We start from the raw sequence: 19,849 nt of genomic DNA on the forward strand, positions 1-19,849 counted from the left end.
TTACGGCTGGGACGGTGTCCGCAGCGAAGCAAACAATTCCGTCGCTTCGGCGAAAGAAGACACGGCTCCATCCAGACGCTGAATCAGCTCCTCATCCAGCTGCAAGCCGCCGGCATCGGTCTTCTTGATTTGCGAATCTACGGCATAGACGCCGGCGGAGACATGACGCGCATATAGCGCCGAAAGCACCGGTTTCAGGGCATAATCAATCGTCAGCAAATGAGCAATCGTTCCGCCAATGAACAGCGGCAGCACAACTTTCCCTTCCAGGCCGGTCTGCGGCAGCAAATCCAGGTAAGTCTTAAGCACGCCGGTGAAGGATGCTTTGTACACCGGACTTGCTACGATGACAGCGTCCGCGTCTGCAATCTGCTTGTTCGCATCTTTAATCGCCGAGCTGTCCCAGCGAGCTAATACGAGATCCTCTGCCGGAAGCGAAGCTACATGCAGCGAGCTCACTTCCCACCCGAGCCCCAGAAGCTTAGCTTCCGCGTAATCGGTCAACCCGTTCAAACGTGAAATCGGATTCGGACTTCCTGAAATAATTACTACTTTCGGCATAGCTGCTCACACTCCCGGTTTTATCGCTATATTTTAGCTTGCACGTGCAATCCATCTTATGGGATTAGTATACTAACAGAATTCCGATATGTAAACTATGAATAGATGAAAAAGAATCCGGGAGACTCGCCTCTGCAGGTACTGGCCAGTCTTCCCGGATCTTTGCCTATTATTTCGCTTCCGGCGGATACAAAATAATTCTTCCCTCTTCCATCTCTACCCGCACTTTATTCTTCTCTTTGAATTCATCCGCTTGCAGATACGATGCCGGAATCTGCAGCCGACCCGCTTTGTCGATAACGGCATATTCCACATGGCTTTCTTCCGCTTCGAAGATGCTTCCGTTCGCAAGCGCAGCAAGTTCTTCCGCATAGGATTGCCGTCTGATAATCTCAGAAGAGGTTTTGCCGTCGCGGATCGCAACAACCCGGTCAACCTTACGCGCAAGCAACGGATCATGCGTAACGATAACGATCGTAATGCCCATCCTGCTGTTAAGCTCCCGGAACAAGTCCAGAATTTGATTGGACATGCGCGTATCGAGCGAGCCCGTCGGTTCATCGGCAAGCAGCAGCTTCGGCTCGTTCGCGAGCGCAATCGCGATGGCTACCCGCTGCTGCTCGCCACCGGAGAGCTCGCTCAGCCGATTCTTGATGCGGTGGCTTAACCCAACCGCCTCCAGCAGCTCGAGCGCCCGCAGCCGTTTGCCTCGGCCTTTCAGCAGAATCGGCAGCTCCACGTTCTCCAGCGCAGTCAAATACGGAATCAGGTTTCGCGCGTTGCTCTGCCATACGAACCCAACCGTCTCCCGTTTGTATTTGACCAGATCGCGTTCCGTAAATTTAAGCAAATCCTTGCCGTCTACAAGCAGCTTACCGGCGGATGGGCGATCAAGCCCTCCCAGCATGTTAAGCAGCGTGGATTTACCGCTGCCGCTGTTGCCGATAATCGCCATCAGCTCGCCGGCTTCAACATGAAGGTCAAGCCCTTGCAGAGCTACGACCTCCAAGTCGTCCGTCTTATAAATTTTGACAAGCCCATCGCAATGAATCATGTCTTATTCCTCCCCAAGCTTCAGCGCTTGCGTAATTTTCATACGCGAAACCCGAATGCCGAGCACGGCCAGCCCAATTGTCAGCATAATGCCTACGACGCTGTACAGCTGCACATAATCGCTTAGCTGACGGACAATTTCAAATGGCGGCACTTGATCCGAAGCGTTGAAGGACAGCTGGAACAGCGGAACGAACTGACTGCTCACCGCATTTCCGATCAGTACCCCAAATAGGATTGCAGCCGCAGACGTCAACAGCTGCTCGCTTAGCAGCATGCCGATAATCTGCATAAACGAGATTCCCATCGCCCGTAATATACCGAATTGCAGCGTCCTGCCCGATAACGTAAGCACCCAGAACAATAGGAATCCGAAGAAGCTGATCATCATCGAAATGACGAAGCCAAGCGTCATGACGCCGTTGATCGCCAGACGGAACGGATCGTTCTTCGAGCGAATCAGCAGCTGATTCGCATCCACAAGCTCCTCAACCGGGATTTCTTTCTTCTCCAAATCCTCATAGATCACCGAGCTTGTAGCGCCTTCTTTGAGCTTGATCCATACCTCGTAAGGTTCAAGCGCAAGATGGTTCTGAATGTAAGACAGATGGCCGACAATCAAATTCGGCATCCGCACATTCGGGTCGTCCTGGTTGCCCGACTGAGGCAGCGGATTCCATCCCGGCCAATAATCGATAATTCCGTAAACGATGAAATTCGCGCTGTCGAGCCCTGCCCATTTCGCCGAGATCGGGTCGCCCGGCTTCACATTCATTTTGTCGGCGATGGATCTGGAGATAAGCACTGCCTTCGGATTACTCGCAATCAGGTTCAAGTAGCTGTTGATCGGATACTCCAGCAGTCCGCCGCGCATCCATGCTACTTTACCGAATTCAAACGTATCGATCCCGTATAAGGACGTACCGCCATTCTGCCCATTAGCTGAGAAATTGGCATCATCCTTGCGGAACACGCGCGCTGCCGTATCCACGCCGGCAAGCTCTGTCATTGTAATGAACGAAGGCTCCGTATACGTGACAACCTTCGGCGCTTGAACCGCTCCCGCATCATCCGCATTGACCATGGCCGGCATGCCTGCCGGCGCCGGAGGCGGCTTGTCGTTATCCCAGTGAACGGACAGCTGAATATCCGAACCTGTCGTGTATTGAATCTTATCTTCCATGTTGCCATTGATCGTACGTGCCGCGTTGGCGCTGAACAGTCCCATTGCGACCGTCATGATCAAGAACACCTTGATGGTTAAATATTGCGATGACGAACGGCTGATCTGCAGGAGCGTGGAATACAGCGCAGGCGTCCACCATCTCCGGCCAATCCAGAAAACCAATTTAATCAACCACGGATAGATCCGAAGAATGAAGAGCCCCGTTCCCAAGCTGAAGAGTGCAGGCATGAAGAACAGCAGCGGATCGACTTGGATCGCATTCGGATCCAGTGCGAGCGCCTTCAGATCGGCCATCCGTTTGTTAAAGCCATATAACATGTAGATCGCCACACCCAGTAAAACGATGTCTATGCCTGTCTTGTGCCAGAAAGACATTTTGTTGGAGCGCGCCATCTGCTGTTTATGCCCTACAATCGATATCCGCGTAGCCAAGAATGCCGGAACCAGAATGAGAATGATGGAGCCGATTACGGCAGCGCCGGCAATTTTATAAGAGGTGCTGTTCAGCACGACATCCAGCGAGGAGCGCTGCACGAACTCCAGGAATCCGCTTGAAGCCCCTAAGATTTTGGTGAAATAGACGCCTATGAACGGGCCGACCGCAAGGGCCAACAGACCAAGCAGCAGGCTCTCCACCAGAAAGACGAGCATAATTTGCAGTCGGCTTGCACCGCGGCTGCGCAATACGGATATCTCCGTCTTCTGTCTGTCAATAATCAGATTAGCTGCCATGTACAAGTAGAACGCAAGCATGAACATGACCGGCGAATATAAGGACCAGAGCATGATGTCGAGCTTGTCTTTCTTCACCGTATACGTAGCAATCGGATTCTTAGCCGGCATATCCACCGACGAAATGCCAAGTCGCATGTTGAAATAATTGTTCATGGCTGTATATTGACCCAGATACGTGTCGATCCGGTCAATATTCATCTGCTCATAGTTAAGCGAGTACTGCCAGGACAGCACCGATATTTTCAACAGCCCTTGGGTCTCGATAAAATCATGGTTGAACTGCTTGAACGGAATATAGAAGGAAGTATTATACGATTCCACATTGAATTGATCGTACACGTTGTCCTGCTTCGACTCCACGATCCCTACCGGAATAATGCGGAGCTGCTGCCCCGTATCCTTATTCGTATAGACGAACTCATGGTCAAGATCACGCTTAAGATCAATAATGAACTTCTGCGTTACGAGTGCTTCATACACGCCGTCGCTGCGATTCGCATCCGGCATCCGGCCATCAATTAGATGCACCCGCTTGTCGATATCCGAGACGGTCCGAATGCTTCCCGTCACGCTCATTTCTTTCTTCTCGCGTTCGGAGGCATCGACAGGAAAAATCTTGAACGACTGCGTTGCCCTCGACATGATATACGACTGAGCATCCAAACCAAGGCGCTGCGGCGCGTTGTACATATAACGATCCGCTTTGCCGATCAAACTTCTGATTTCGTCGAAGTTTCTTGTACCGGAAACCGAAGTCGAAGCTCTTAATGAGCCAGGGTAGACGTTCTGATCCTTCTGAAGCTGTTGAAGCTCTTTAAATAACGTGCGCTGCAAAATCGCATGCGAGTATAGCGGCATGGAGCTGAACAGTGCTACGCAGATCGTAAGCCCAAACCATAAGTTAAGCTGCAGCCAACGATTCTTCGCCATTTTACGAAAAATCATCGTCCAGATTGCCATCGGTTCACCTCTTCTCTTCTCATGAGCTGAAATTAGTTATTCAGGATCACTTTCATACCCGGATCTAATCCCTTGACGATTTCAACTTCCGTGGATGTCATAATACCCGGCTGAACGTCGATTTCTTTGCGGCGGTCGCCATCCAGCGCTTGTACATAGGTACGTCCCAGGTAGGTACGCAAGCCGCTGCGAGGTATGACTACCACATCGTCACGTTTCTCAAGCACGATATGAATGTCGGCTGTTTTGCCCAGCTCGAACGTTTTGTCCGGTTTCGCGATGGCAATATAGAGCAGCCTCGTGTTGCGGTCGTCGATTTCCTTGTTTAGCGTAATCGGCGCATCCGAGGGAGATTGCAGCACTTTGCCATCAAATTTCTTATCGCCCATCTTGATCTGGACGGCCATGTCGCGTTGTACCCCGGCAATTTGTTTCGGATCCTCTGCCGTGTAGATCAGATAAAGCTGCGTCGGGTCCGCAACAGTCACCAGCGGCGTATACCCGTTCAACCCGTCACCCGGCGACTTCGTATCCAAATAAGATACGATGCCGCTGATCGTTGTCGTCAGCTTCGCGGACTCAAACTGATCATTCATCGAATCGAGCATCAGCTGTTCCCGCTCCAGATCGATTTCCTTCATGCGCAGATCATTGCCGGTAACACCGCTTTGCTTCACTCGGAAATATTCGATTTGAGCACGCTCGAGGCTTAGCTTCTGCAGCTTCACACGCAGGTCCAAATCCCCCATATCCAGCTCGGCCACCAGTTGTCCTGCCTTCACTGCATCCCCGAGCTTCACGTGGAGCTCCTTCAATCTTCCGCTTTCCTTATAGAAGAGCGGCACATTCTTGCTCGACGCGACTACAGCCGCACCCGAGAAGCTCCGCTCAATTGTCGCCTTCTTCACTTCGATGGCATCTACCTTCTCCGCGGCAGGCTGCACAAGCGGCGGCTGCAGGACAACTTGCTTCTGCGGCAGAAGCGAGCAGCCGGAAAGCAGCGAAGCCGCGACCATTACTGCGGCAGCTTCCTTGACGAACGATCTGCGGCGATGTTTACGCGTTAGGTTCTGAGACAATCTCTCCATCCTCCAATGCAATAACATGATCGACGATTTCCATAATACCGGGATCATGTGTCGTCATGACAACGGTCATTCCCAGGTTCTCAACGAGGTCACGGAACACTTTAATAACTTGCAGCCCCATCCGGCTGTCCAGCTCGGCTGTCGGCTCATCCGCCAGCAAAAGGACCGGCCGGTGCGCGATCGCTCTGGCGATCGCAACACGCTGCTGTTCTCCCCCTGATAGCTCAGGCGGGCGGTGCTTCATGCGGGATTTCATACCCACCCATTCCAGCGCTTGTTCGGCGCGTTCCTTGTGCAGCTTCGAATCGCTGCCTGCGATACGCAGCCCGAACTCCACGTTCTCGTACGCCGACATAAGAGGGATAAGACCGAAAGCCTGGAATACCAGCCCCAGATTCGTTCTGCGCCAGGTGCTGCGCTGTTTCTCGGGCAATCTGGAAATCACTTGGCCGTTAAAATAAACGTCACCTTCTGTCGGCTGATCCAAGGCTGCAAGTAAATTGAGCAGCGTCGTCTTGCCGGAGCCGGAACGGCCTTTAAGCGCGATCATCGAGCCTTTCTTAATCGACAAATTAATATTCTTGACAGCGGTTACAGAATTGTCACCGCGGCCGAATACGCGTTTCACATTATCCGCTTGGAGCAGCGGAAGGTTGCTGGCAATCGGCGATTCCGCCGTAAGAATCTTCACGTGCGGCCATTCTCCTTCCCGAATCTATGAATTCGTTTACATTTACATCTGTAAAAATTTTCTATTAGAGTTAGGATACTAGGCGAAATCTGGGCTGTCAACCCGAGAATCTATTAGATTTTTGCACAATTGCATCCAAAAACGTGAACATTAGGTTGATTATAACTCGTTCGAATGCCATAGGGATAGTCTTAATTCAACGAGTTGGCTGAAGGGAGATATTAGAAAAAGGCGCAGCCTATCAGCAGCGCCAGCAAGCCGGCCAGCGCCGAGGACGCGAAATTCACCGCGTCATTGCTCATCCCGGCGATGCCGCGAATTCGCTGCACGGCGTCGCTGCCGCCGCAGTGCTCGGCGCGCTCTGTTTCGCTGCCGCATACCCGGCAGCGGTACATCACTTGCACGGTCGCGCCGAGCAGCGAATCGGCGAAGGCGCCGGCCGTGCCGGCGCAAGCCGCGGCGGCGAGCAGCGCGCCCGGCGAGACGCCCGCGGGCGCCGGCGGCGCCGCGTGCAGCAGCGCTGCGGCAGCGCCGATGAAAGCGGCGCCGGCCAGCGCGGCGAAGCTGCCAAGCGGCGTGACCCCGCCGCTCGTGCCGGGCGCGACGCGCCGCCCGCTAAGCAGGGCACGCGGAGCGCGGCGGCTGAGCGCGCCGATCTCCGTGGCCCACGTATCTGCGTTCACGGCGGCCATGACGCCGACGAACGCGTACACCCATGCTGCCGCGGGCCAGATCGCATGCCCCGAGCACAGCAGCAGCCCCAGGCCGCCATTGGCCCATACCTGAGCGGCGTCTCGCCGGCCGCTCTTGGCGTACTTCGCCTCGGCGGCCTGCTTGGCGTGATGTCTTCGCTTCCACTTGGACCACAGCGAAGACGACAAGAAGAAAGCCAGCAGCGTGCCGAACCACAGCGGCCCGCCTAACGCCACATAGCCCGTCCCCATGACGGCAGCCGAAACAGCCCCGCTCCCGGATAACGAGCGAAGCCGATAGGCTGCCAATGCGATAGCGGCGCTTCCGATCATCCCGGCCGCCAGCCGCCCTATGGCCGAACTCCAAATCTCAATCATCCTGTCATTCACGCTCCATACTCCCATTTTTTACATATGCTTTAGCAGGATTCGTTAAAGTTATGTTGAATTGATTATGTCGAAGAATACACTTTTTTGTCATCTAAGGAGCGTTCGATTGCATATGTATGATCGTCATCTACGTCATGAAGAAATTCTCCCACACTCTGACGCCGCAAACGAACGGACGCCGGAAGAGCTGCTTCGTATTATATTTGATTATACCGCCAAAATCGGAGGAGAGCGAAACTTAAAGAGCGTCCTCCTGCTTATGGCCAATATGGGCCGCGAGATGATCATGGCAGACCGATGTACAGTGTGGCTCATCGACCATGCCCGCCAAGAACTGTTTACAACCATTGCCCATGGCGTCAATGAAATCCGCATTCCGCTCGGCACCGGCTTCGTCGGCCATTCGGTCGAGACAGGGGATTATTTATTAATCGACGACGCCTACAGCGACCATCGACATAATGACGAGAATGATCGCCGCACCGGCTACCGGACCAAATCGGTGATAACCGTCCCCTTCGTAGGCAATGACGGAACCATTATCGGGGCATATCAAGCCATTAACAAGCTGACGCCGCAAGCGGTCTTTACGCAACGCGACCTGGAGCATTTGAAGCTGGTGGCCTCCTACGCCGGCAAATCGCTGGAATCTGTTATTCTCCACGAGGAGATCGTCGCCACGCAGCGCGAAATCATTACCGTCATGGGCGAGATCGGCGAAAGCCGCTCCAAAGAAACCGGCAACCACGTCAAACGGGTAGCTGAATATTCCTACATCCTCGCAATGGGGTACGGGCTGCCGGCAGAAGAAGCCGAGCTGCTCAAGATGGTTTCGCCAATGCATGATATCGGCAAGGTGGCCATCCCCGACGCCGTCCTGCTCAAGCCCGGCAAGCTGACCGAGGAAGAGTTCGACCATATGAAGCTGCACACCGATATCGGCTATCATTTGCTCAAATCGTCAAGTCGCGAGCTGCTCAAAACCGCCGCGATCGTCGCCTATCAGCATCATGAGAAATGGAACGGCAAAGGCTACCCGAGAGGACTTAGCGGAGAGGATATCCATCTCTACGGACGGATTACGGCCATCGCAGACGTATTCGATGCGCTCGGCAGCGATCGCGTGTACAAGAAAGCTTGGGAGCTTGAGCGAATTCTGCAGTTATTCCAAGAGGAACGCGGCAACCATTTCGACCCGCAGCTGGTTGATATCCTGATGGAGCAGCTCCCCGCGATTCTGGATATTCGAGATCGGTTCCGTGACTTATAACATATACCCCCGTCAGGTAGACAATATTAAAAGACTTCTAAGCAGCGACCGCTTTTCGGTATTCTACCGGGGAGCGGTCGTTTGGTTTTTTCCGGTACCTGCGGTGGCTATACTCCGTGATGTAAGATGCCACAGCATGCTGAAGGCCCTTGAAATTAGAGGGTTTTTCAAGGTAAATACTGTCTGTTTTGAAACCGTCGACTTCTTGCGCCTGTGTTGCTCTGGGAGCGCTACTCCTTACGTTCACCGCCTAAGAACGGTAATAGGTACCTCTCTTTTGAGCAATTAGTCGGTTTTAGGCTAAAGAGCGGTAACAGCTACCTCTCTACTGTTCCTCACCTGGCGACACCTAGCGCATCAGCGATCCCAGCCAAAACACAAAAAACTGCCCCAAAAGTCATCTTGCACACTTTTGGGACAGTCCCTAATATGCTATACAAGCTCATTCTTCGCCTGCGCGAAGCGATCCGGATAATTCGTACAAATCATAAGCGCGCTGTCGAGCGCGGCGAGCCGCTTCATCATAGGCGCATCATTCACGGTCCACGCCATTACGTCAACCCGTGCAGCCCGCAAGGAAGCAAGCAGCTGTTCCGTTACTCGTGTATAGCCGACGGATAAGAAATTAGCGCCTAAGCGCTCCAAATCCGTTACCAGCGTCCAAGGCGACGCATCCAGGATAAGTCCCGTCCGGACCTCCTTGGACAGCTCACGCACCGTTCGCAGCGCTTCACGGTCAAAGGACGTGATGACGGCGTCATGCTGCAGTCCGTTCTTGTACAGCAGCTCAACGACCTTCTTCTCCATGCCGGGATAACGGCCTCCATAGGTTTTGAGCTCCACATTAAGCCGGCAGCGGCCGATTGTGGCGTCCGCCACTTGCTGCAGCGTCGGGATGCCTTCACCTGCAAAAGACTTATCGAACCAGCTGCCCGCATCCATCTTGCCGAGCTGCTCCGCCGTGAATTCATGAACGCGCCCCGCCACTCTGGCCGTTCGACGAAGCGAGTCATCGTGAATGACGACGGGGATCCCGTCCTTCGACATCTGAACGTCAAGCTCGATCCATTGCACGAACGGAAAACTAAGCGCCTCCCGAAAAGCGGCCATCGTGTTCTCCGGCGCAAGTCCTGAAGCTCCGCGGTGGGCAACACACGGATTCAACATCAGCTTCACTCCTTAGGTTGAATGTTCCCTGCTTCATCCACTGTTGCATGGAAGGAAATACTCGACATGCGCTTCAGCAGAGCGGCTCCCTCTTCTCCCGTCAAAGGTGCCGGCTGCGACTGTACCGCGCGCATCGGATTAAACTTCAACGCGCAATCGCCTTTCTCATTACAAGCGGCTTGGAGGACACCGGTATCCTTCGTTTTATCCGGCGTCATGCCGCTGAATATAAAATTGCCTAAGCTGTAGGCAATCCACTTTCCTTTATAAGACTCAAAGCCTTGAAGTACATGAGGATGGCTGCCGATAACTAAATCCGCCCCTGCATCAATATATTCATGAGCTAATCGTTTCTGATCGTTATTCGGTAAATCTTCGCGTTCGATGCCCCAGTGCACCATGACGACGACAATATCGGCTTGCTTCTTCGCCTGCTTAATCGCGGCAACAGCTCGGGTAGAGTCGTAGGTTTCCGCCAGTCCTGCATGATCCTTCGTTGCCTTCCAGGAGCCTACGGGGACAACTCTCGTTAATCCAAGGTACGCAACGCTGATTCCTTTGGCCTCCAGCAGTACGGGCTTGAACGCTTCCAGCTCATCGCGACCGGCCCCCATATTGGGAATGCCCGCTTCATCGAGGTGAGCAATCGTGTCCAGCAGACCCTCTTCGCCTTGGTCCAGCGTATGATTGTTGGCTAAATTGACAACGTCGATACCGGCTGCCTTCAAGGCGGGAAGTGCATCCGGCGATGATTTATAGACATATTGTTTATTCTCTGCCGGCGTGCCGCGCAAAGTTACGGGCGTCTCCAAATTGACCGCCATCAAGTCCGGCGTCTTCAGCTCATTCAATACTTTCGCATACGGGTAATCATAGCCGTTCTTTAGCATGAGCTTCTCTACGGAAGCCGCCAGCAGAACATCGCCTGTAAAAGACAGATTCACTTGACCGCCGGCATCCGGCGTAACCGTGCCGCCGGCCGCAGCTTCATTATCGGCCGAAGGTTCATCATCCGAGATAGGTTCATAGGTTGTATGTCCCTCTGATGTTGAATCATCCGCCACTGTTCCGGCCTCGTTCCCTGCATCCGCGGATTGGCCCGCATTTTCGCTGTCGGCAGGCGCATTTTGCTCATTAGCCGCGTTGTTCGGCTTCTCATTGCCAGCTTGCCGCTGCACGACATAAACGACCGCAAGCGCACCGATGATCAGCAGCAGGACAAGGTTGATCGCAAACAGGCGTTTCATTCTGCGGGCACGTTGTTGTTTCTGATGTTGACGAGATTCAGAGCGGGATACAGGCATAGTAGTTGGGCTCCTTTTCTTCAAACGATGACCCATTCATTATACACCATAGTCCGGGCGCTTTTGGAAGCTTTTTCATATGGATTCCGGCTTCGCCGAATAATAGAGCTGATCATTTTGCCGTGTTCCCGTAACAAGGCCTTGGCGCTCCAGATGGAATAAATGGGCCAGCGTCTCTGACATGGCAAACCTCAAATTATGCGTATTGCCGGCAATCCGTTCACCGAAGAGCCGCATACAAAGCATATAACCCGTCATCGGCTCCGCTTGAATCAGACCCTGAATTTGAAGCAATCTCCGTTCATGGTGGGCTGCCAGCTGATCAATCCGTTCGCTGAAGTTCGTGAAGGGGTCCCGATGCCCCGGAAAAGCAAGCTCAACCTCGTACCCCTTCAACTCCTCCAAGCTATCCAGAAACTGCTGCAGCTGATCATGGTTTTCTCCCGGCACTACGCTGATGTTCGGCGTAATATCCGGGAGCACTTGATCCCCGCAGATCATCCATTTCTTAAGCGGTTCATAGAAGCACAGCTGGCCCTTCGCATGCCCCGGGCTGTCGATCATCCGCCATTCCGAATCGCCGATTGTCATCATCCGGCCTGCTTCGAGGAAGGTGACCGCCGGCTGCGGCGAAACCTTCTCCGCGAAGCTGTCCAGATGCGGAGCGATTTCCTCAACAACCGACTGCGGCATACCTTGTTCGGCATACAGCTTCGTAAGCGAAAGGGCAAATTCCGCTCCCAGGTCCGCTCCCCATAAGCGCTGGGTGTAGGCATACGAAAGCTCGGAAATATAGACCGGCGCGCCGGTACGCTCTTGAAACCATCCCGCCAGACCGTAATGGTCAGGATGCTGATGCGTCAGAATGATGGTGTGAATCGAATCGAATGGGATCGATTGCTCGCGCAGCGCCTTGGACCAAGCCTGAACAGCGTCGTCGGTATGTAATCCCGGATCGATCAACGTATATCCGGCTGCGTCCGGGATCAAGTAGCTGTTCACCCATCTCAGCGAGAACGGCAGCGGAACTTTAACCTGAACAATGCCTCCGTGCCACAGCGTCACCATCGATTGTGCCCCTTCACTCACGATAACGCCCTGCCTTTCAGAATCATCCGCGGCGAACTCTTCTCTTCATAAGGTCGCCCTTCATAATCCCCGTAGCGGTGCTCCAGCTCGAGCCCCGCTTCCCGGAGTGCTTGTTCAAACCAAGGCAATGGAAACAAGCGAACCCGCTCCTCGTAATTGCGAGAAGCCTCAGTCCCTTCTTCCGAAGTAATATGAATTTGCTTCACCACCCAGCCATCTGCAATCGCCCGCTGTTCCCTGATATGCAGCCTTGTCAGCTCATCGGTACGCTCCGAGTGCGGCACCAGATTGGCAGCAACATAGGACGGATTCATAAAATCAATGAGGAAAGCCCCTCGCGGCTTCAGCACTCTGCGAATCTCTCGGATGACGCGGTGGTTGTCCGCTTCCATTTCGAAATAGCCGAAGGACGTGAACAAATTGACGGTCGCATCAAAGCTGCCGTCTTCGAAAGGCAGCTCCCTCATGTCGCCTTGGATGAGGGAATGAATATGTCCTTGCTCATTGCACTCGCGTGCTTTCTGAAGCAGTGATTCGGACAAGTCGATGCCCGTAACCTTGTAACCAAGCTGAGCCAGGGCGAGAGCATGCCGTCCCATTCCGCAGCCGATATCAAGTACGGAGGCACCAGGTGCAAGCTCCAGCCACCCTGCCATGGTTTCCACCTCACGCGCCGCTTGCTCCCAGTTGCGGTGCCGATACACGACCATATAATCAGAGCCGAAACTGCGCTCATACCAATTCGCCATACCTGGTTCCCCTCTCAAGTCCATCTCTTTTTTTATGACTCTTATTGTACTTCACCCTCCGCTATTCTGGCAAAAGACTCATGCAGCGGCATAATTTGCATCCTAAATATCCATACTATGCCATGTTGTTATCTTCACGGTCAAACATGTTCCGGAAAGGGGAGGCCGCTATGCTGAATCGAATTAATACCCTGTTTGCGGAGTCGCGGGATCTGACGATGAATCGCCTGCAAAACGATACGCTTTCGATCGAAATCGCTTATATTGCGACGCTCTGCGACGAAAGTAAAGTCAGCGACTTCATTCTTGTCCCGTTTACGAAGCAAGAGCATCCCTTTGAAGAGCTGGTTTTGACCAATCCCGTATTTAAGCGCCTTGATGATCCCGCCAAATGGGCGGATACGATTCTGCATGGCTTTGTACTGATGCAGATAAACGGAAAAATATATCAGCTTGATGCGGCGCGTATTATCCGAAACGAAAATCCGCAAACGATGGTCGAAACGGTCATTGCCGGCCCGCAAATCGCGTTAAGCGAAGATCTGATCGACTCCGTCAATATTATTCGCAGCCGCTATCCGAACCCGGAACTCGCTGTCGAGGAGCGCACGGTCGGCACGATGTCGAAGACCAGAGTTCTGCTGCTCTTTGATAAACGGCGTGTAGATCCGACCGTCCTTACCGGGGTTAGAGAGAAGCTCGACCGTGTATCGATACCGATGATTTCGGCGACCGGGGAACTAGCAAGAGCGCTTGGCGACCGGTATCGGCTCTTTCCGACCATGATGCTGACCGAGCGTCCCGACCGCGTATGTACGGGCATTCAAGACGGCAAAATCATTCTGCTCATTCAAGGTTCGATGTTTGCGCTTATTTTGCCTGCAACGTTCTTCAACTTTATGAATGCAGTGGATGACCACTACGATTCGTTCTGGATGACGCGCTGCCTGCTGGCACTCCGCTATATGGCCGTTATCCTTACGGTCGCATTGCCGGCGCTTTACGTGGCTATCGTCTCCTATAATCCGGAGCTCTTCCGAGTCCAATTAACCTTCTCGATTGCAGGCAGTAGATCTGCTGTGCCTTATCCTTCTTTCATCGAAGTGTTTATCATGCTGTTTATGATCGAAGCGCTCATTGAAGCCAGTGTCAGGCTGCCCAAATATATCGGTTCTACGGCGACAACCGTTGGCGGTCTCATTCTCGGACAAGCGGCACAGCAGGCAGGACTCGTCAGCAGCATCATGATTATAGTGACCTCCGTTGTGGCCATATCCAATTTTGTCATCCCCGTCAATAATATGTCGGGGTCGATCCGTTTTCTGAAATACCCGCTTATTATCCCGGCGATATTTTTCGGCATATCGGGGGTGACCATTGGGTTGTTCTGTTATTTGGTTTATTTGGCCGATATGCGGAGCTTCGGAAAACCGTACTTCCGCATCATTAGCAAATCAGCCTCGCAAAGCGGCGACATCGGGCAGGTGAATAATGAGTGATTCGTTACTATTATTACAATATCATTCTCGTCAGCATCCTGAATCTCATGCTGTTTGTTCCGTATTTGCTTCTTAATGACCGTTATACGGGCTCTGTGTCCTCCATGATTTGCGCGGCTTTCTTCGGCAGCTTCTTGGCGCTAATCTTTACCCATGTCATGAAGACCTTCCCGGGCAAAGGACTTCCGGAAATATTGGCGCTCTTCTTCCCCAAGTATATCAATGTCCCCATATTGATACTCTTATCTGTCATGTGGTATGCGGCTGCCGGGATCGCCATTATTGCGTATGCGGTGCTCATTAATCGCTTTTTCAACCCGGATACCAGCTCGATGCTCGTGCTGTTAATTCTTGTCGGGGCATGCATATACACGGCGACACGCTCTACTTTAACCGTTTCGCTGATTATGGAAATGACCTTGATCATCAATCTACCGATCGTGTTCTTCATTCTATTTAAAGCGTCGACCAATCCGTTTCTGGACTGGGATGCCATTCGAACCGTCGCTCAATATTGGCGAGTTCCGCCCAAGCTTGAACCTTTTGCAGCTGCGACCTTTGTATTTACGGGGTATACCAACTATGCCATATTCAATCGACTTAACCCGCCGAATTTCAGGTTTCGCTTCCGCTGGGCACTTCCAATCATCTGCACCTTGATTCTGTTTCTCTCTTTCTTCGTGCCAATCGGGTTTCACGGAACGGAAGCGGTCGGTTCGTATTTGTACGTTTGGACGGTAACCTCGGATTCCATGCTGCTTGGCTACGGCTTCATTGAACGGGTCATCTTCTTGTTTCTGTTATTGTATCTAAACCTCACGCTCCTTTATACGACGTCGGGCTGGCACATTGCCATGGAAATGATCAAGAGCTGTTTACCCAAAGCAAAGCCGCATATCGACCCAACGCGCACAGCTGCCTCTAATTATGTGATTGTATCGATTTTTGCAGCCTTAACGATGCTGTCGTTCTACACCTTTAATGAAAAACAGAGCTTATACATTACGAGAGGCTGGCTGATGATTCGGTTATTTTCCGAAACGGCGACCGTTCTGTTCCTTGTTATTCTAAGTTTGATCGCACGTCGAAAGAAGATGAAAACATGAACGTAAGACGTCTGGCAGTAAAACTAACCCTGATCGTGCTTATCACCGTACTGCTTGGGGGGTGCGGCTTCAAAGATATCGATAAACGGTTCTTCGTCCTTGCCATGGGGATTGATTCCGCCGACGAAGGAAAGAAAGGCTTCAAAATCACGCTTCGACTCGCCATTCCTTCACCGAAGGTGGAGCCCGGAGCAGCCCAAACACAAGTGGAAACCATTCAGGCTTCCACCATTGCCGAAGCTCTCCGATTACTGAAATCCCATGTGGATAAGGAGCTGGATTTCGGACATTGCAAGCTTTATCTGCTGGGCGAAGGGCTTGTGAAATCGGATTATACGCCTACCCTTCGGTGGATATCCCGGCGCCGCGATGTGTCGAACATTGCTTATATGGCTATCGGCAAGCCGGATGCGAAAACGATTCTGAATGTCAATCCGCCTGCCGAACGTTTTCCGGGGAATACGATCTTCCTGTTATACGGAAAAGACGGCACCCAGTCCTCCTACATCGTCAGTGTCTATATGTTTGACTTCATGCGGCGCGTCGATGAACGCGGCATGGATCCGATTATGCCGATCATGCGGCAAGAGAAGAATGGGTACGTGGTTTCCAAGCTGGGACTGCTTGATAAGAGCAAGCTCGTCTTGACGCTCAATCCTCGCGAAACAGAAATGTATAACCAAATCCGCAATCGCTATAAAAAATCGACGGTAACGGCAACGATAAAAGGGGATACGCTGGTCATCTCCGTTGAAAGCATCAACTCGAATTACCGAATCGTCAAAGAGCGGGATGGTTACGTGCTGAAGATGAAGCTGAAAATCGGCGGCATATTCGAGGAGGCGCCCGGCGGAATCTATGATCAGGATTGGAAGGAGCTTGAGAAGGCTTTCGATACCCAGGTCGCCGACGAAGCCAAGCGCCTGCTTGAGAAAGTACAGAAAGCAGGCGTGGATCCGTTCGGGTTTGGACTTCGGTATCGCGCAACACATGCCGGAACGCCGAAGACTTGGAAAGAGTGGGAGTCTATCTATCCCACGTTGAAATTTGAGGTTAAAGCGGATGTAATCATCGAAGGGTCTGGTTTAACTCGCTAATCTGCAGGGGCCGGTCACCTTTGAATTAAGCGATTCGTGCGTCGCAGCTCTTGCAGGGTAGCGGCACCAATGCCGAACATTGCAGTACGCAGCTCGAACTCGATGCGCTCCATTTGGCGTTGCAGCGTTTGGCTTCCGTCCGAGGATTGCGGCTCTGCCGCACCGGCCAACAGCGATCGGCCGTAACCCGCCAAATCTGCGCCAAGCGCGACCGCTTTAGCCGCATCCACGCCAGTGTGTAAGCCGCCGCTTGCAATTAGAGTAACATCCGGAAGCGCGGATCGTACATCGCGCACGCATGCTGCAGTAGGCGTCCCCCAGCCTGCGAAGGCAGACGCGGCTTCGGCGCGCAGCGGATCGCGGGCGCGGTATTTCTCCACCTGGCTCCAGGATGTTCCGCCGGCTCCGGCAACATCAATGAAGGCGACGCCCAGTTGCTGCAGCCGGAGTGCCGTCTCGGCATCAATGCCCCAGCCGACTTCCTTCACGCCGACCGGGACATGCAGCTTGCGGCATACCTCGGCGATACGCTGCAGCAGGCCGCGGAAATTCGTGTCTCCTTCCGGCTGAAACACCTCTTGCAAGCTGTTCAAATGCAAGACAAGTGCATCTGCTTCGGCAAGCTCCACGGCAAGCCTGCATTCATCGACGCCATAGCCGTAATTGAGCTGAACGGCACCTAGGTTAGCTATGATCGGAATGGTCGGCGCTTGCTTGCGCACATGGAATGTGGAAGCGAGTGATTCCTTCTCTATAGCAGCCCGCATAGAGCCGAGCGCCATCACCCAGCCCCTTGCCTGCGCGGCCTCAGCAAGTCTTTCATTAATAACAGCCGTCTCCGCTGTTCCTCCGGTCATCGAACTAATGAGCAGCGGTGCGGCAATCGGTTTGCCTAGAAACGATGAAGCGATGTCAACTTCCTCGAAGTCGATCTCAGGGAGTGCTTGATGGCGAAACCGGTAGTCTTCAAACCCCGGCTCCGTGCCCACGCTTTGCACCTCTTCTTGCAGACAGATTCGAATGTGCTCGCCTTTCCTCTTCGTCGTTTGGACATGCTCCTCAGCTTGCCTGTCCATCATGGTCAGAAATCCCCCTATCATCTACTTTGCTGCAATCATCATGGCATATGCGCGACCTCCATAGCAAGTTTGCGGAGAATCCCTGCAATTATGATTAATATTTTCTTAATAATGATTTTTTTAATCATTTTTCTTGTCGGTTTTGACAATCTCATTTATAATAAAACCATAACGAACCTTAGGGGGCACCTCATTATGGAATTGAAATGCTTCGACAACATTAGCGATCTTGACCGTTATGCTGCTCAGATTTTCGCAGATACGATTAAACATAATCCTCACGCTACGCTCGGGCTGGCAACCGGCTCGACACCTATCGGAATTTATGGAAAAATGATAGAGATGTACAATAACGGCGAGATCTCTTTCAAAGATACCACCACATTCAACCTGGACGAATATGTTGGACTATCGCCTGACCATGAGCAAAGCTATGCCCAATTCATGAAGCACCACTTGTTTGACCACATCGATTTGCCGAAGCAGCAAGCCCATTTGCCAAGCGGCATGGTAAGTGATTTGAAGGCGGAATGCCAGTCTTATGATCGCATGCTGGCTGAACAACCGATCGACGTGCAGCTGCTTGGCCTTGGCCATAACGGCCACATCGGCTTCAACGAGCCGGATCAAGAACTGCAAGGCGGTACGCATATCGTCGAGCTTGAGGATGCAACCCGAGCCGCAAATGCAAGATTTTTCGATACGCCGGATGAAGTGCCGACGAAAGCCATTACGATGGGCGTAGGCTCCATTCTGAAAGCGGACTCGATCGTCCTTGTCGTCAAGGGTGCCGATAAAGCCGGTATCGTCAAGCAAGCACTGCACGGTCCGATTACGACGGAAGTTCCGGCATCGCTGCTGCAAACGCATAAGAAAGTGATCGTGTTGGTCGATCGAGAGGCAGGGAGGTTGTTGTAAAGGATGAAAGCCGCGAATAACCACTGGTTCATCACGAATGTGAAAACAATCGTGCAGGATACGGTTGTGGAAGGCAGCATTATCGTAGAGAACGGAATTATAACAGCTATAGTTGAAGGTCAATTCCTTCCGGCTGAGAACGAGCAGCATCGCACCATCGACGGGAACGGCAGCTGGTTGCTGCCCGGTTTTATAGATATGCATGTACACGGCGGCTTCGGAGCCGACTTCATGGATGCAAATCGCGAAGCCTACGATACCATCACGCGTTATCATGCAGCCCAAGGCACTACTCGCATGCTGGCGACTACCGTTACGGCATCCAAGGAAGCTATCGAAGCGGTGCTGGCAGCTGCCAACGACTATGTTAGCGGTGAAATGGACTATGCCGCGCTTGGCGGCGTTCATCTGGAAGGTCCGTTCATCAGCGAGCTGTGGCCAGGCGCACAGAACCCGGCCTTTATTTCACCTCCGCGCGTCGACTGGGTGAAGTCGTGGAATGAGCAGTATCCCGGACTTATCAAGCAGCTCACCTTGGCTCCGGAGAAAGAACGGGCTTGCGAGCTGATCGCCTATCTCGCAGAGAGCAATATCGTTGCTGCCTGCGGACACACGGATGCGACCTACTCGCAGGTTGCTGCTGCGGCTGACGCCGGTTTAACGCAAGCGGTGCATACGTTCAATGCGATGCGAGGACTCCACCATCGTGAGCCGGGAACGGTTGGCGCTGTATTGACCGATCATCGCATCACCGGGGAGATCATCGCCGATGGCCATCACGTCCACCCCGCGGCAATTAGACTGCTCGTAGGCGCGAAGCCGGTCGATAAAGTCGTGCTGATCACGGACGCCATGTCTGCTGCCGGACTCGGCGATGGCGACTATGATCTCGGCGGACTTATCGTAGATGTGAAGCAAGGCGTAGCCCGTCTCCGCGAAGGCGGCAGCTTGGCAGGCAGCACGCTGACCATGATCGATGCGTTCCGTTACATGCTTACACATACGGATCTGAGCCCAGCTGAAGTAAGTCGTATGGCCAGCGGGAATCCGGCGCGTCAATTAGGACTTGCTGAAGTAACCGGCTCCATTGCGGTCGGTAAACAGGCCGATCTGGTGCTTACGGATGCGGCATTTACCGAAGTAAGCCATACTTGGGTGAATGGCCGCCTTGTTCACGGCAGTTAAGATGAACGCAAAAAAAAGGGTTATGCAGCT

18 protein-coding genes are annotated in these 19,849 nt (G+C 52.9%); 6 read left to right on the forward strand and 12 right to left on the reverse strand.

Going from position 1 to position 19,849, the window contains the following annotated elements; genetic code table 11:
- The 6 genes from ssuE to BM412_RS16615 all read right to left on the reverse strand — a co-directional run bounded on the left by ssuE (position 1) and on the right by BM412_RS16615 (position 7,344).
- Positions 1-561 (reverse strand): NADPH-dependent FMN reductase, encoded by a 561-nt coding sequence (ssuE, locus tag BM412_RS16590; RefSeq protein WP_091220690.1) that lies wholly within the window; start codon positions 559-561, stop codon positions 1-3.
- 169 nt (positions 562-730) lie between these two features.
- On the reverse strand, positions 731-1,615 hold the full coding sequence (locus BM412_RS16595) for an ABC transporter ATP-binding protein (RefSeq protein ID WP_090981728.1): 885 nt from the start codon (positions 1,613-1,615) through the stop codon (positions 731-733).
- Positions 1,616-1,618: 3 nt separating this feature from the next.
- Positions 1,619-4,480 carry an ABC transporter permease gene (locus BM412_RS16600; RefSeq protein ID WP_256256390.1) on the reverse strand — a complete coding sequence of 954 codons (2,862 nt, stop codon included), beginning with the start codon at positions 4,478-4,480 and terminating at the stop codon, positions 1,619-1,621.
- A gap of 47 nt (positions 4,481-4,527) precedes the next feature.
- The gene (locus tag BM412_RS16605) at positions 4,528-5,574 is read right to left on the reverse strand and encodes an efflux RND transporter periplasmic adaptor subunit (protein ID WP_177245890.1); all 1,047 of its coding nucleotides are present in this window, start codon (positions 5,572-5,574) and stop codon (positions 4,528-4,530) included.
- On the reverse strand, positions 5,552-6,274 hold the full coding sequence (locus BM412_RS16610; RefSeq protein WP_177245891.1) for an ABC transporter ATP-binding protein: 723 nt from the start codon (positions 6,272-6,274) through the stop codon (positions 5,552-5,554). The genes BM412_RS16605 and BM412_RS16610 overlap by 23 nt, the downstream gene beginning before the upstream one ends.
- Positions 6,275-6,495: 221 nt before the next feature.
- Positions 6,496-7,344 (reverse strand): DUF92 domain-containing protein, encoded by an 849-nt coding sequence (locus tag BM412_RS16615; protein ID WP_091220697.1) that lies wholly within the window; start codon positions 7,342-7,344, stop codon positions 6,496-6,498.
- 124 nt (positions 7,345-7,468) lie between these two features.
- Here BM412_RS16615 and BM412_RS16620 point away from each other — a divergent pair, with 124 nt between their 5' ends.
- Positions 7,469-8,626, forward strand: coding sequence for an HD-GYP domain-containing protein (locus BM412_RS16620; RefSeq protein WP_091220700.1), 1,158 nt, complete (start codon positions 7,469-7,471; stop codon positions 8,624-8,626).
- Positions 8,627-8,663: 37 nt separating this feature from the next.
- Here the strand turns inward: BM412_RS16620 and BM412_RS32915 are convergent, their stop codons facing one another.
- The 5 genes from BM412_RS32915 to BM412_RS16640 all read right to left on the reverse strand — a co-directional run bounded on the left by BM412_RS32915 (position 8,664) and on the right by BM412_RS16640 (position 12,935).
- Positions 8,664-8,873 (reverse strand): IS3 family transposase, encoded by a 210-nt coding sequence (locus tag BM412_RS32915; RefSeq protein WP_371264825.1) that lies wholly within the window; start codon positions 8,871-8,873, stop codon positions 8,664-8,666.
- A gap of 185 nt (positions 8,874-9,058) precedes the next feature.
- Complete coding sequence (locus tag BM412_RS16625) at positions 9,059-9,793, reverse strand: glycerophosphodiester phosphodiesterase (protein ID WP_091220703.1); 735 nt, start codon at positions 9,791-9,793, stop codon at positions 9,059-9,061.
- Positions 9,794-9,798: 5 nt separating this feature from the next.
- Positions 9,799-11,097, reverse strand: a complete 1,299-nt coding sequence (locus BM412_RS16630; protein WP_091220704.1) for a CapA family protein — start codon at positions 11,095-11,097, stop codon at positions 9,799-9,801.
- A gap of 75 nt (positions 11,098-11,172) precedes the next feature.
- A complete protein-coding gene (locus BM412_RS16635) occupies positions 11,173-12,186 on the reverse strand; it encodes an MBL fold metallo-hydrolase (RefSeq protein ID WP_256256391.1) in 1,014 nt (337 codons plus the stop codon).
- Positions 12,183-12,935, reverse strand: coding sequence for a class I SAM-dependent methyltransferase (locus BM412_RS16640; RefSeq protein WP_091220711.1), 753 nt, complete (start codon positions 12,933-12,935; stop codon positions 12,183-12,185). Before BM412_RS16640 ends, BM412_RS16635 begins: the two co-directional genes overlap by 4 nt.
- A 170-nt stretch (positions 12,936-13,105) precedes the next feature.
- Between BM412_RS16640 and BM412_RS16645 the strand changes: the two genes are divergently transcribed.
- The 3 genes from BM412_RS16645 to BM412_RS16655 are packed head-to-tail and all read left to right on the forward strand — an operon-like array spanning position 13,106 to position 16,637.
- Positions 13,106-14,434, forward strand: coding sequence for a spore germination protein (locus tag BM412_RS16645; RefSeq protein WP_091220713.1), 1,329 nt, complete (start codon positions 13,106-13,108; stop codon positions 14,432-14,434).
- The gene (locus tag BM412_RS16650) at positions 14,431-15,540 is read left to right on the forward strand and encodes a GerAB/ArcD/ProY family transporter (protein WP_091220716.1); all 1,110 of its coding nucleotides are present in this window, start codon (positions 14,431-14,433) and stop codon (positions 15,538-15,540) included. Before BM412_RS16645 ends, BM412_RS16650 begins: the two co-directional genes overlap by 4 nt.
- A complete protein-coding gene (locus BM412_RS16655) occupies positions 15,537-16,637 on the forward strand; it encodes a Ger(x)C family spore germination protein (RefSeq protein WP_091220720.1) in 1,101 nt (366 codons plus the stop codon). Before BM412_RS16650 ends, BM412_RS16655 begins: the two co-directional genes overlap by 4 nt.
- 14 nt (positions 16,638-16,651) lie before the next feature.
- Here the strand turns inward: BM412_RS16655 and fni are convergent, their stop codons facing one another.
- On the reverse strand, positions 16,652-17,716 hold the full coding sequence (gene fni, locus BM412_RS16660; RefSeq protein ID WP_091220722.1) for a type 2 isopentenyl-diphosphate Delta-isomerase: 1,065 nt from the start codon (positions 17,714-17,716) through the stop codon (positions 16,652-16,654).
- Positions 17,717-17,911: 195 nt separating this feature from the next.
- Here fni and nagB point away from each other — a divergent pair, with 195 nt between their 5' ends.
- Both nagB and nagA read left to right on the forward strand, forming a co-directional pair.
- The gene (nagB, locus tag BM412_RS16665; protein WP_091220725.1) at positions 17,912-18,634 is read left to right on the forward strand and encodes a glucosamine-6-phosphate deaminase; all 723 of its coding nucleotides are present in this window, start codon (positions 17,912-17,914) and stop codon (positions 18,632-18,634) included.
- A gap of 3 nt (positions 18,635-18,637) precedes the next feature.
- A complete protein-coding gene (gene nagA, locus BM412_RS16670) occupies positions 18,638-19,819 on the forward strand; it encodes an N-acetylglucosamine-6-phosphate deacetylase (RefSeq protein WP_091220728.1) in 1,182 nt (393 codons plus the stop codon).
- Positions 19,820-19,849 lie beyond the last annotated feature (30 nt).

Origin of the sequence: Paenibacillus sp. BC26, assembly GCF_900116125.1 — a bacterium.
GTDB classification, from domain to species: domain Bacteria; phylum Bacillota; class Bacilli; order Paenibacillales; family Paenibacillaceae; genus Paenibacillus_Z; species Paenibacillus_Z lignilyticus.

Coding starts and splice junctions, on each gene's coding strand:
- nagB (WP_091220725.1), top strand. CDS start 17,912: ATGGAATTGAAATGCTTCGACAACATTAGCGATCTTGACCGTTATGCT.
- ssuE (WP_091220690.1), bottom strand. CDS start 561: ATGCCGAAAGTAGTAATTATTTCAGGAAGTCCGAATCCGATTTCACGT.
- BM412_RS16615 (WP_091220697.1), bottom strand. CDS start 7,344: ATGATTGAGATTTGGAGTTCGGCCATAGGGCGGCTGGCGGCCGGGATG.
- BM412_RS16655 (WP_091220720.1), top strand. CDS start 15,537: ATGAACGTAAGACGTCTGGCAGTAAAACTAACCCTGATCGTGCTTATC.
- BM412_RS16625 (WP_091220703.1), bottom strand. CDS start 9,793: ATGTTGAATCCGTGTGTTGCCCACCGCGGAGCTTCAGGACTTGCGCCG.
- BM412_RS16595 (WP_090981728.1), bottom strand. CDS start 1,615: ATGATTCATTGCGATGGGCTTGTCAAAATTTATAAGACGGACGACTTG.
- fni (WP_091220722.1), bottom strand. CDS start 17,716: ATGATGGACAGGCAAGCTGAGGAGCATGTCCAAACGACGAAGAGGAAA.
- nagA (WP_091220728.1), top strand. CDS start 18,638: ATGAAAGCCGCGAATAACCACTGGTTCATCACGAATGTGAAAACAATC.
- BM412_RS16630 (WP_091220704.1), bottom strand. CDS start 11,097: ATGCCTGTATCCCGCTCTGAATCTCGTCAACATCAGAAACAACAACGT.
- BM412_RS16620 (WP_091220700.1), top strand. CDS start 7,469: ATGTATGATCGTCATCTACGTCATGAAGAAATTCTCCCACACTCTGAC.
- BM412_RS16640 (WP_091220711.1), bottom strand. CDS start 12,935: ATGGCGAATTGGTATGAGCGCAGTTTCGGCTCTGATTATATGGTCGTG.
- BM412_RS16600 (WP_256256390.1), bottom strand. CDS start 4,480: ATGATTTTTCGTAAAATGGCGAAGAATCGTTGGCTGCAGCTTAACTTA.
- BM412_RS16645 (WP_091220713.1), top strand. CDS start 13,106: ATGCTGAATCGAATTAATACCCTGTTTGCGGAGTCGCGGGATCTGACG.